The organism is Paenibacillus sp. FSL M8-0142 (assembly GCF_038597315.1).
In the GTDB taxonomy this organism is placed as follows: Bacteria; Bacillota; Bacilli; order Paenibacillales; family Paenibacillaceae; genus Paenibacillus_AQ; species Paenibacillus_AQ lactis.
This window is the reverse complement of the sequence record NZ_CP152008.1, coordinates 5843145-5855510: the sequence shown is the minus strand read 5'-3', so window position 1 is coordinate 5855510 and position 12366 is coordinate 5843145. Positions and strand designations below refer to the sequence as shown.

Annotated in this window: 11 protein-coding genes; 4 read left to right on the top strand and 7 right to left on the bottom strand. The window is 54.9% G+C overall.

The annotated features are described in order from the left end of the window. Positions 1 to 175: 175 nt before the first annotated feature. On the bottom strand, positions 176 to 1639 hold the full coding sequence (locus NSQ46_RS26565) for a carboxylesterase/lipase family protein (protein WP_007132458.1): 1464 nt from the start codon (positions 1637 to 1639) through the stop codon (positions 176 to 178). Positions 1640 to 2003: 364 nt separating this feature from the next. Here NSQ46_RS26565 and NSQ46_RS26560 point away from each other — a divergent pair, with 364 nt between their 5' ends. From NSQ46_RS26560 to NSQ46_RS26545, 4 genes are all read left to right on the top strand, one after another. After that, entirely contained in the window at positions 2004 to 3002 is a 999-nt protein-coding gene (locus tag NSQ46_RS26560; protein ID WP_007132457.1) for a Gfo/Idh/MocA family oxidoreductase, read from the top strand. Then, positions 2999 to 3985: a Gfo/Idh/MocA family oxidoreductase gene (locus NSQ46_RS26555; RefSeq protein WP_007132456.1), complete on the top strand. Its 987-nt coding sequence runs from the start codon at positions 2999 to 3001 to the stop codon at positions 3983 to 3985. The genes NSQ46_RS26560 and NSQ46_RS26555 overlap by 4 nt, the downstream gene beginning before the upstream one ends. Positions 3986 to 4216: 231 nt before the next feature. After that, positions 4217 to 5122: an AraC family transcriptional regulator gene (locus NSQ46_RS26550; RefSeq protein ID WP_342575324.1), complete on the top strand. Its 906-nt coding sequence runs from the start codon at positions 4217 to 4219 to the stop codon at positions 5120 to 5122. A 105-nt stretch (positions 5123 to 5227) separates the two neighbouring features. Further along, entirely contained in the window at positions 5228 to 5548 is a 321-nt protein-coding gene (locus NSQ46_RS26545) for a hypothetical protein (RefSeq protein WP_028407405.1), read from the top strand. A gap of 541 nt (positions 5549 to 6089) precedes the next feature. On the opposite strand, the gene NSQ46_RS26540 is transcribed toward NSQ46_RS26545, so the two are convergent. The 6 genes from NSQ46_RS26540 to NSQ46_RS26515 form a co-directional block, all read right to left on the bottom strand. Further along, on the bottom strand, positions 6090 to 6932 hold the full coding sequence (locus tag NSQ46_RS26540; RefSeq protein ID WP_007132453.1) for an undecaprenyl-diphosphate phosphatase: 843 nt from the start codon (positions 6930 to 6932) through the stop codon (positions 6090 to 6092). A 132-nt stretch (positions 6933 to 7064) separates the two neighbouring features. Then, positions 7065 to 7676: a DedA family protein gene (locus tag NSQ46_RS26535; RefSeq protein ID WP_007132452.1), complete on the bottom strand. Its 612-nt coding sequence runs from the start codon at positions 7674 to 7676 to the stop codon at positions 7065 to 7067. A 55-nt stretch (positions 7677 to 7731) separates the two neighbouring features. Then, on the bottom strand, positions 7732 to 9669 hold the full coding sequence (locus NSQ46_RS26530) for an ABC transporter permease (protein WP_007132451.1): 1938 nt from the start codon (positions 9667 to 9669) through the stop codon (positions 7732 to 7734). Continuing rightward, a complete protein-coding gene (locus tag NSQ46_RS26525; protein WP_007132450.1) occupies positions 9644 to 10414 on the bottom strand; it encodes an ABC transporter ATP-binding protein in 771 nt (256 codons plus the stop codon). Before NSQ46_RS26525 ends, NSQ46_RS26530 begins: the two co-directional genes overlap by 26 nt. Positions 10415 to 10514: 100 nt before the next feature. Further along, the gene (locus NSQ46_RS26520; protein ID WP_007132449.1) at positions 10515 to 11510 is read right to left on the bottom strand and encodes a HAMP domain-containing histidine kinase; all 996 of its coding nucleotides are present in this window, start codon (positions 11508 to 11510) and stop codon (positions 10515 to 10517) included. Next, positions 11507 to 12208: a response regulator transcription factor gene (locus tag NSQ46_RS26515; RefSeq protein WP_007132448.1), complete on the bottom strand. Its 702-nt coding sequence runs from the start codon at positions 12206 to 12208 to the stop codon at positions 11507 to 11509. Before NSQ46_RS26515 ends, NSQ46_RS26520 begins: the two co-directional genes overlap by 4 nt. Positions 12209 to 12366 lie beyond the last annotated feature (158 nt).

The following is a 12366-nucleotide window of genomic DNA, read 5'->3' as shown; positions in this document are numbered from 1 at the left end:
TATGCCAAAAAAGCTGTACGCTTTCGCGCTAGTGGTTCATGCGCGGCGTACAGCTTTTATTCGGTTAATCGCCGGGAAAGCTTGTTCGAGATCCGGCTGCCCGCATGCTGTCTCGGTCCCGGTGCTCCTCAAATCGGGATTGATTAGGGGAGCTGGTCCGCCTTGTCCCGTAATTCTACAATCCCAGCATCATGCGCTTGTCCGAATCCGGATCGCTGGCAACCTCGCTGTGGCGGTTGAAAATCATCGTCGACCGTTCGCTCCGGTCGTACTGTGGCCAAGGCAGCGACGGCGTGTCCGGGGATCCGGTGCGGGCAAATGCGGCCCAGGCATCCTGCATCCGTTCTGCAAGCGACTGCGTGTCCCGGTCAACTTCAACGCCAATGTTGCGGAACAGTCGTACCGTGTTGAACACGAACGGGATTTCCAAAGCATGCATCGCTTTGCCGAGAACCGGATGCTCCGGGAGCGTCCAATCGAACCGGTACATCCAGACCGGAGCCTGCCCGCTGTGAGCTGCCGCGAATTGAACGGCAGAGCGCCAGAAATAGAGGTCGGTCATGATTTGGGCATGGCCATCAATGGTGTAAGGATATTGCTTCGTAAAGGCGCCCGCGTCCTGAATCCCGGTCATCGCTTCGACAGCATGCACCAGATGCTCTTCCTTGATCAGCGGCGAGTTTGGCCGGAAGAACAAAGCTCCCTCCTCGAGATTCGTTCCGATGAGCAGCGGCACGGATGCGGCTGACCCGGCCTGCACCGCCTGCAGCGGCTCTAGCGGCAGCGTGTCCGGCTCGACGACAGGCTGGAAGATCATGTTCACGCCGGGCCCGATCCGCTTCTTCAGTCGTTCCCCGGCCTCGAAAATCTGCTGCGCAGTCATGGCCTCCAGCTGATCCAGCCCATCGGCGGTTACGCCAAGCTCCTGGAGCAGGCCGTCGGCAATCTGCTGCGCCTGTCCCGAAGGCAGCGCCTGCGAAGCTCCGCTCTGCATGATCGCTTGATGAAACAGCCCCTTGGCTGCCGGCATGGCGAGCAGCGCGGCAATGCTCATGCTGCCAGCCGACTCGCCGAAGACGGTAACCCGGTCAGGGTCCCCGCCGAATGCGGCGATATTGTCCTTAACCCACGTCAGCGCCGCAATCTGGTCCAGCAGACCGACATTGGAAGAGAGGGCTTCGTGAAAAGGGCTGAGATGGACAAAGCCGAACGGCCCCAGTCGGTAATTGATCGTGACCAGTATGACGTTTCCTCGCGTGGCGAAGGAATGGCCGTCATAAGTCGGCAGGCTGCCCGAGCCCGTTACAAATGCGCCGCCGTGAATCCATACCATGACCGGCAGCGGCTCCCCGGCTTGATGCCCGGGTGCCCATACATTCAGGTACAGGCAATCCTCGGACATCGTCTTCGTAACCGCACCGGTCATCATGCTGGAGGAGGATTCCACGGGCTGCGGGCACATTGGAGAGAACTGGCGTGCATCCAGAATCCCTTCCCAGGCTGCCGGCGGTACAGGAGGGCGGAAGCGAAGTTTGCCGATCGGCGGCTCTGCATAGGGGATGCCTCTCCATATGCGGACGCCGTTCTCCAAACGGCCTTCAATTCGTCCATACTTGGTTGATACAACGGGATTCGTCATATTGTTCTCTACACCCTTTCTCTCTTTCTTGTATCGGTAATTGTGTCTAAACATGAAGGATCCGGCAAGCGGCGCCCGAATTCGGAAGGAGGAACGGTAAAAGTCCGACGTGCATTGTTACTCCCCACCTCTTGCCCTGGATCGAAAATTCTGTGTTTATGGAAGCATCTATATACACTTTACCAAGTTAACGACCGGGTTTCAAAAAATGACATAATCCGTCTTCTTGAGCAGGAATGCGAAGAACGTTGAAGAATGTTATGTAGGTCAGCCATATTTTCAAAAGAAGGCACTACCGTCCTGGCCACCAACAAAAAAACGGTGCGAGGAGATCATCATTCAAGGATAATGGAGGTAATTTAACGTGAACATAGCGATTATAGGCTGTGGAACGATGGGAATGGCTTACGCGGGCAATCTTGCAGCCATGCCTGGAGTCAAGGTTACGGGTGTTGTAGACATTAACGCCGGGCGGGCGGAGAAGGCTGCAGCCGTGTCCGGTGCGAAGGCATATACGGATGTCGATACGCTCCTTCAGCAGGAAGAGTTGGAAACGGTTGCGATTTGCTTGCCGACCTATCTGCATAAACCGTTTGTCCTGAAGCTGGCGGAGAAGGGACTCCATATCATCTGCGAAAAACCTGCGGCGCTCACGCTAGAGGATGCGCTTGAAATGAAGGCTGCATGCGAGAAGCATGGCGTCCGGTTATTCATCGGGCATGTCGTGCGCTTCTTCCCGAATTATGCAAATGCTTACCGTCAAGCGCATTCGGGCGTGATTGGAACGGCGAAGATGGCCCACTTCAAGCGATACGGCTCCTATCCGAAGGGAATGGACGGCTGGTACAGCAATCATGATCAAAGCGGCGGCGTCATTCTGGATTTAATGATTCATGATATTGATTTTGCCTGCTGGCTGTTCGGCGAAGTAGAGTCCGTCTTCGCTTCCGTGATCAAACGGGAAGAGCCTGAGATGGAATATGCTCAGGTCACGCTTCGATTCAAAAGCAGCGCAATTGCGAACCTAACCGGATACTGGGGTTATCCCGGACCGTTTACAACCCAGTTTGAAATTGCGGGAGACCAGGGGATCATCCGGTTTGACAGCAATCAGGTGCAGTCGCTGGATATCAAGCTTGCCGCCGGACCGTCGGGAGAACAGGCAGCCGTTCAGATTCCTTCAAGCCCCAGCCTCCACGATCCGTATTATGATGAGGTGCAGCATTTCATCAAGTGCATTCAAGACGGCAGCGAACCTAGGGTCAGCGCGGCGGATGCCTGCTATGCGGTAGAAATCGCTTTGGCGGCAGAGCGTTCGGCCCGGACGGGACAGCCTGTGATTATGGGAGGGAATGCATCATGAACAAAATTAAAGTCGGATTTATCAGCTTTGCCCATATGCATGCGGTCAGCTATTTGAATTCCATGCAGAAACGGGAAGACGTTGAGGTGGTCGGCATTGCCGATGAGAATGCGGAGCGGGTACGCCCTTACTCGGTGGAGCGGGGCATTCCGTATTATGCGAATTACGATGAACTATTGGCACAAGATTTGGACGCCGTTGTGATCTGTTCCGAGAATGCCCGTCATGCGGAGATCACGAAGCGGGCGGCGGCTGCGGGCAAGCACGTTCTCTGCGAAAAGCCGCTCGGGCTGTCCGAATCCGAGATGCTGGATATGATTCAGACCTGCAAGGACAACGGCGTGCAGCTGATGACGGCTTTCCCGTGCCGGTTCATTACGTCGGTCCGGCAGGCGAAGGAAGCGATCGACGCCGGTCAGATCGGCGAGATCCTGGCGATGAAGGGAACCAACCGGGGCACCATGCCGGGGGGATGGTTTATCGAGCGCGAGCATTCCGGCGGCGGAGCGGTGCTGGACCATACCGTTCACGTAATGGATTTGATGCACTGGTTTACCGGCAGCGTCGCGGAGGAAGTGTACGCCCATGCGGAAACACTGTTTCATGAAACCGATATTGACGATGCCGGCATGGTCCATGTCAAATTTGCAAACGGCGTTGTGGCTGTTCTTGATCCAAGCTGGTCCCGAAACCGGACCTTCCCGACCTGGGGGGATGTCACGCTGGAGATTATCGGTACCAAGGGCGTGATTAACATCGATTCGTTCGCCCAGAAGAACGATGTGTACAGCGATATCACGGGCAAAGCCGCCTGGAGCTTCTGGGGGGACGATATGGATGAAGGGCTCATTAACAGCTTCGTGGACAGCATTCGGGACGGCAAGCCGGTTGCGATTTCCGGTGAAGACGGATATTATTCGGCGCGGGTGGCACTGGCGGCGTATGAATCGGCAAGCTCGAAACAAACGGTCCGCCTGAAGTAAGGGATTCCCCGCACCTTCCGGTACAGAAACCTAAAGTTCCAGCGGTATCTGTTCCGGGACTGCCTCAGTGGCAAATAGGCGAATCAACGGGTTTTAGCTGCATACCGCACCGCATACCCTAAAAATTCGAAGAAAGGCCTCTTTGATTGAAGAGGTCTTTCTTTTTTGGCAAAAAAGATCAAAAATGACGACGCTCGTTTTGTTATCCTTAGGGGCAAAGGAGGGCCCGCCTTGAACACGAAACAGATCATCCAAAAAAGCATTGCGTATATGGAGCAGCATCTGGAGCAGCCGCTGACGCTGGCGGATATCGCCTCGTATGCCGGATTTTCGCCGCACCATTTTCACAGACTGTTCCGGCGAGAGATCGGCTTGAATATTGCGGACTATTTGAGAAGACGCCGGCTGGCTTTGGCAGCGCAGCTATTGCTCCACACCGAGACGCCGATCATCGATATTTCGCTGCACTGCCACTTTGAGAGCCAGGAGTCTTTTACGCGAGCGTTTAAGAAAATGTACGGCATTCCGCCCGGACGCTACCGGAAAATCTTCTTGCTCCACGCGCAAAGCTCAATCCAAGCCAAGGGAGATGATAGCATGAATCAACAAGCAAACAATCCATCCGCTCTAAAGGGCTGGTTCCTGAGCGGAAGCCACCCGCAGGATTATGAAATGGGAGTCGATCGGACCGTCGTGCACCAAGGTAGCGCATCCGGTTATTTACGCGCCCTGACGCCGATGGATCCCGGCGCTTTCGCCACGATGATGCAGCAGTTCAAAGCCGATAAATACAGGGGGAAGCGGATGAGATTCTCCGGCTTTGTCAAAACCGACAACGTCGCCGAGTATTGCGGCTTGTGGATGCGTATCGACAACCACGCCGAGGACGTGCTCCAGTTCGATAACATGAATGATCGCCGCATCACCGGGAGCACGAATTGGAACCATTACGCCATTGTGCTGGATGTACCGGAGGAGAGCGCCACGATCTCGATTGGCGTGCTCTTGATGGGAGCAGGCAAGGTATGGGTGGACAGCTTCCGATTCGAAGAAGTGGACCCGAGTGTCCCGACCACCAATCTGGACTTTCATTATGAGCTTCTGGACGAGCCGTCTAACCTGTCCTTTGAAGAGTAGAGCGATTTCGTCCGTTGGCACTAGAGGAGAGATCATGGAAGTTACGAAAATCGGGGAGCCTAGATCATTCCCTCAATCACCGTTAAGGATAAGGAGAGCGCAGCAATGAAGGTCATTACATTATGCGGGTCGACCAGGTTCAAGCCTCAATTCCGGGAGGCTGAGGCGGCCCTGACGTTGAGCGGGCATATCGTGCTCAGCGTCGGTTTTTTCGAGCAGAGCGACGGCATCGACATCACGCCGGAGCAGGAGGCGCGGCTTAAGGAGCTGCACTTCCGTAAAATCGACATGTCGGACGAGATCTACGTCATCGATGTGAACGGTTATATCGGAGAGAGCACCCGGGGCGAGATCGAATACGCAAGCTCGCAGGGGAAAGCGGTGCGCTACTATTCCAAGGAGCCGCTGATCCTGCCAGAGGGCTGACGATTAGTGATAGTTGAAGCCGTTAAGGGTCCTCGAAGGGCGAAGGAGTGCAGTCAGGGCGGTAGGCGGAGCGTGAGAGAGGAAGCGGACCTGGGTGAGGATCATACTATAGGCGGAACGATACGACGCGGAGGACTTGCGGAGCGAAAGTTCGGAGACAAGTGAGAGAAGAGAAACAAGAGGAACAAGGGACTCCCCTTACGTACCGCCCTCAAGGGCAGCTTACAGCTTTTTGACTTCTCGAAATCCGGAGCATAACAAAAAGGAGGGCAAGAGATGGAATCTTGCCCTCCTTTATTTCCCCAAACATAGGCAGCGGGATGTTGCAGCTCTTCTTGTGCGCACCAGCGGAGCGGACGAATCGATTCCGTAGAAACGAAGTGTTCGCCTGAAAGCTTTCCGAAGGAAAGCTCGCATCGGAAGCATAGGCTGTCGACGGATTTCCCCTATACCAATGACAATTCGAGAAATTCGTCGACAACAGCGATCGCAGGAACGATACGTACGCGAAGCGTCTCCGGCGCGTGATACTCTCGTATTCTTACAGATAAAGCACAAGCGCAATAACCGCTGCCAGCACAATACGATAAATCGCAAACGGCACCAGCTTGATCCGGTTAATCAGCTTCAGGAAGAAGCGGATCGAGATCAGCGCGAACACGAAGGCCGCCAAGAACCCGGCGATGAAGAACGGCAGTGCATCCATCGTGAAATACTCCCAGTTTTTCAGCAAGGACAGCAGGCTTGCCCCGAACATGATCGGCACAGCCATGATGAATGTGAAGTCGGCCGCTGCGCGGTGACTCATGCCGAGCATGACGCCTCCGGAAATGGTGGAGCCTGAACGGGAGAAGCCCGGCCAGAGCGATAGACATTGAATCAGGCCGACACTGAAAGCCTGCTTGTACGTAATTTGATCGACCGTTACGACCTTCGCTTCCTTGTTCGAACTCATTTTGTCAGCGAGGATCATAAAGATTGCCCCGAGAACAAGGCCGATCAGCACCGTTTCCGTCGAGAACAGATGCTCGTCGATGAAGTCCTCGAACAATACGCCCAGCACGCCCGCCGGAATCAAGCCGACGATCACTTGGCTCAGCTTCAGGCGGCCGGTACCGGCGGGAGCGCCGGCTTCGGGCTTTTTGCGCTTCAGGCCGAGAAGATCAAGAAAGCGATCTTTAAACACGACAACGACCGCGAGGATCGAGCCAAGCTGAATGACGACCTTAAAGGTGTTGGCTACGTATTTCGTAAGAAACTCTTCGGATTTCAGCCACATGTCGTCCACGATGATCATATGGCCGGTAGAGGAAACGGGAGCGAACTCGGTCAGTCCCTCGACGATTCCCAGAATGATTGCTTTGAGGATAGTTATAAAATCCATGACCTGCAGTCTCTCCCTTACTAAAAAATAAAAATGTAAAAATGCAGCGCCGTTAATGATTTATCGCATGAAGAAGCCGGAGGTCGACCGGTCACGCGGACCTCACGTACCATAATTGTTCACATGATGCGATTAAGCGGATTTTCTCCGCTTGCGGAAAAAGATAATCAGGAATGCGATAACGGCCACAGCTATTACAGCATAAGCGATATTGGAGTATACGTCCATGAAGGCGACGATATCTTCCCAGGATTCGCCAAGCGCGGCGCCGACCGAGACCAGAATGACGTTCCAGATCAAGGTGCCGATCGTGGTGAAGAGGAGGAACATGCCGAATTTCATGTTGGACATGCCCGCCGGGATGGAAATCAGGCTCCGGATCAGCGGAATCATGCGGCAGAAGAGCACCGTCCAGTAGCCGTATTTATCGAACCATGCATCCGCTTTGCGGATATCTTCTTTTTTCACACGGAGAATATGTCCCCACCGATCCACAATCTTCTCGAGCCGCTCCACGTCCAGCAGGCGGCCGATACCGTACAGGATGACGGCCCCGACGACGGAGCCGAGGGTCGCAGCAAGAATGACGCCGGGAACGCTGAGCTTGGTATAGGTGGTCATAAACCCGCCGAAGGTGAGGATCACCTCGGACGGAATCGGAGGAAACACGTTTTCCAGGGCAATCATCAGGAAGATCCCGACATAGCCGAATTGCTCCATAATATCCGTAATCCAGTTTTCCAAAAGTTACACCTCTTTCACATAGTTAAAGGCCTGGGAGCGTCGATCGCTGGTCCTCTTAGATCAGGGTCTGCTTCAGCTTGCGCAAATACTGGCTTCGAATGAAGTAGAAGTACAGGATCTGCATCATGAGGAAGCTCAGCAGCACGATACCCATTTCGGCCGCAATGGACAGATAGAAATAGCTTTGCAGCGCGATGAACGCAAAGATGCTGTGCGTGATCGCAAGTCCGATCGGAACGAAAAAGAGCAGAGCCAGCTGTCCGGTGACGATTCGACGAAACTCCCTGTCCGTCATGCCAAGCCGCGAGATGGTGGCATAATGCCTGCGGTCATAGTCAAGATCGGCATACAGGCGGAAATACAGGAAGCTGCCGGCAGCGATAAAAAATACGGTTCCGACGAGCAAAGCGGCAAAAAGCAGCATATTGTACAGGCTATCGCGCAGGGCGAAGAGGGTTCCGCTTACGGTAAGCGCGTAAGGACGGTTCATTTCATAACGGACGGCCCCTCTGGGCGCAAGCTGGGATGCGACGCCCTCCGTCTGCCGGAAATCCTCGATGTAAAAGCCGGTGTACCGTTCTGTCCGGGAAGGAGGGATGCGCTCAAACATGTCATCGCTGATGACCAGACCGCCAAAGCGGTCGTCTCCATCCAGCTTCGGAAGCAAATATTCCGGGACGCCGGCATGCTCCGAATACCCGACCTCGCGCAGCCGGATATCCGTATCCGGAATCTGGTACGATACATGGTGCCGGGTCCGGATATAGGCCCGGTCGTTCTGCGATGCGACAAGGACAAGGGCAGCGTCAGCCTCCAGCGGAGGCTCGTTAAACGGCAGTCCGGCCATCAGGACAGCCTCCTTGTAGTCGGAGAAGGACAGCAGGGTGAGCGGGACCTCCGACCGGGAAGAATCGGGATTGGCTTCGGTATATTTAACGTGAAACGACAACGTTTCAAACGGTATTTTACGTTCATCCAGCTCCTGCCGGATGGTCTGAAGATGCTCCCTCTCGGCGGTGTTTCCTTCCTTGGCGATGTAGCCGATGGCGGCAGGGAAATCCTCGTTAAATTGCTTGGTGAGCACCGGGATGGAGGCGAACACGCCGACCGAGCAGAATGAGACGGCCAGCACGATGGTGACCATGGCAAACATCTGTGCATTGTCCTTCAGCCTGTAGTGCAGGCTGGACAGCAGGATCAGCTTGGTCCGTTTCCAGGTAAATCGGCGGCTGTTCTTCATTCGCCGCACCAGAGCTACGCCAAGCTGCGAATAGAACAGGTAGGTGCCGAGCATCGTCATCAAGGTTACCGGAAACATCCGCAGAGCAAGCGTAGACGCCGTGGTCGTGGCCGCCAGCGTGTAGCTGACGATCAGCAGCACGGCTGCGAGAACGGACAGCCAGGGCGACGTCTTCGGAGCTGTCTTCGGACGCTGCCCGGATTGGAACAGGTCGATGAGCGCCTTGGGCCGCATGAGCCTGGAGGTGAACATTGAAATCACGATGAACAGCAGCACATAGCTGGCGATGGTCAGCCCCAGCGCCCGCAGCGACAGGCGAAACGGCAGGGGAGGCACCCCGAGAAAAGCCGAGCCGGCCATGAGGAACAGCTTGCCGGTGATGATGCCGGACAAGATCCCGGTCGCAATGGCGCTGATGCCGATGATCATATTTTCCAGGAACACCATCTGGTTGAATTGGCGGTCAGTCATGCCGTGCATGAACAAAATGCCGAACTCGCGCTTTCGCGTCTTCAAAAACGCCCCCACTGAATACAGCACGAAGAAGAACGAGAACACGTACATGATCAGCTCGGCGCCAACCATGGCCTGAATAACAACCGGATAGAACATTTGCCGAGAAAGCTCCGGATGAAACAAAAACAGGGAGCACACAAAGAAAATCATGACCGAAAATGCACTGCTCAGGAAGTAGGCTGCATACGTCCGTTTATTCCTCAAGACATTTCTAAAAGCGAATTGTCGAAAGGTCATGGCTTCCTCCTCCCAGCAGGGCGAGCATATCGATAATTTTCTGGAAAAAAGCCTGGCGGTTGTCGCCGCAATACATTTCATTATATAATTGCCCGTCCTTGATGAACAAGACGCGGTCGCAATAGCTGGCGGCAACCGGGTCGTGCGTCACCATCAGCACGGTGGCGGAAGCCTCCCGGCTGGCGGCGGACAAGGTCTGCATGACGTCCTTGGATGCCTTGGAATCCAGATTCCCTGTCGGCTCGTCGGCCAGGATGAGGGACGGCTTTTGAATGAGCGCCCGGGCAATGGCGGTCCGCTGCATCTGCCCCCCGGATATTTCATAGGTGCGCTTGTGCAGGATAGGCTCGATAGCGAGCTGACCGCAGATTCGTTTCAGTTTAGCTTCCATTTCAACTAAAGGCATCCCCTCCATGGTTAGCGGCAGCACGATATTTTCCTCGACTGTCAACGTATCGAGCAGGTTGAAATGCTGGAACACGAAGCCCAGCTCCCGGCGCCGGAACAGTGCCATCTCGGTCCGGTTCAGCAGATGGGGATTGCGTCCGCCGATGATGACCTCGCCCGCCGTCGGCTGATCGATGGTGGCGATCAGGTTCAGCAGCGTCGTTTTGCCGCTGCCGGATGGGCCCATGATCCCGACGAACTCTCCTTTTTCAACCGCGAAGTGAATGTTGTTCAGCGCTTGGAACGCCACTTTGCCTTCGTAGATTTTGGATAGATGCTTGACGCTAAGGATCGGCATAACTTCACTCCTTGTGTACGTTGCTATCATTGTAAAATACCTGCATCCGGCTCCGCCATGTCCGTAACTTACAGTTTCCTTACAACCTTGTAAGGTTTTTTTAGCAAACGGAACGTTCAAAAATAATGCGGACCGTGGTGCCCTCACCCACCTTGGATTCAATCTCCAAAGCATGACCGAGCTTGTCCAGTATCTGTTTCACAAGATAAAGCCCCATGCCTGTCGACTCCTGGAACCGGCGGCCGTTCTCTCCGGTGAAGTAAGGGTCAAAGACGCGCGGCAAGTCGCTTGCGGGAATGCCTATGCCTTCGTCCCGGATTTCCAGCACGGCCTGCTCACCTCGCGCATAGCCGGTCAGATGGACCGTGCCTTGCTCCTTTAGCGTATACCGAACCGCGTTCGTCAAAATCTGCGTGAGCACGAAGGACAGCCACTTCTCGTCCGAGGCGGCCGTCAAGCCGCTCTCGATCCGTACGGCGGGATAGATTCGGCGCCGGATGAACAGCCGTTTCTGTTCGGAGGTTACCCCGCGGACGACCTGCTCCAGCGGCAGCTGCTCAACATAGAAATCATGCTCGAAGGTATCGAGCCTTGCAGTATATAAGACAAGGTCGAGGCCTTTTTTGAGCCGGTCGAGCTCGTCGCCGATGGCGGCGAAGCGCGGGTCGTCATCGTCCTGAAGGATCAGGTGGATGACCGAGATCGGTGTTTTCATCTGATGAGCCCACTGGTTGATAAAGTGGAGATGTCCCTCGATTTTATGCTTATAGTTGTGCAGTTCGGTCGAGTACTGGCGGAATTGGCTGCGCAGAAGCTGCTGCAGGGCTTCGGCAAGCGGCGTATGGGAGGATTCGGCCGAGGATTCGCCGGTAACGGCTTCGCCCGCGATCGGCTGGGCAAGCCGGCGGTAGAAGGAGCGGTTGGCGATATAGCGGAATGCCAAATAGCCCAGCAGCAATAGGAGGCTGATCATGTAGGCGTACAGGACGACCTTGCCGTTGCGGTAGCCGTCCAGCCGGTAGATAAGCGATACGAGCAGCAGCTGGGCGATGTAGACGACGATTAAAGGGCGCTGCTCTTGCAGGAACAGTCTCATGCGTCATCCCTCCAGTTCGGTATGAGGCGATAGCCGCGCCCGCGTACGGTTTGGAGTCCTTCTTGGATGCCAAGCGCCGCCAGTTTTTTGCGAACACGGGTGATGTACACATTTAGCGTATTATCATCAACGAAGGCCTGGTCATCCCAGATTTTCTCAAGCAGGCGGTCACGGCTGACAACCTGCTCGGGCTTCTTCATCAGCTCGTCCAAAATTTTAGCCTCCGTATGGCTGAGCTCGGTATGAGCCTGATCCAGCGACAGGGAGAGACGCTCGACGTCCAGCGTAAGGCCAGAAACGGACAGCGTCCGTTCGTTGTGCCCGGCGGCGTAGGAGCCGTAGGCGCGGCGAAGCTGGCTCTTGATCTTGGCCATGGCGATCTCGTAATCGAACGGCTTGGTAATGTAATCGTCCGCACCGTTTTCAAGCGCCATCACTTGGTCCATCTTGCCGTCGCGGGCCGAAATGAAAATAATCGGGCAGGTGGAGAGGCTGCGGAACTGACGGCACCAGTAATAACCGTCGTACTTGGGCAGATTGATATCCAACAGCACGAGATGGGGATCGAAGTCCTCGAATTGATCGCGGACCGTTTCGAAATCATCCACGGACTGGGTCGTATATCCGAATTTATGAAGATGCTCTTTCAGCAGGCTGACGAGACGGGTGTCGTCCTCAACAATCAAGATTTTGAACATATCGATAAAATTCCCTTCAATTGACATTGTACTAACGTCTGTTATTGTACCAAATTGTCAGGTTACAGGGAAAAGCAAAGGGACTGTCCAACCGGATTTTTTGGAAATGAAAAACCCTGAAGACAGCCCCTATGCAGGCTCGAAGTATGGCCACCAGG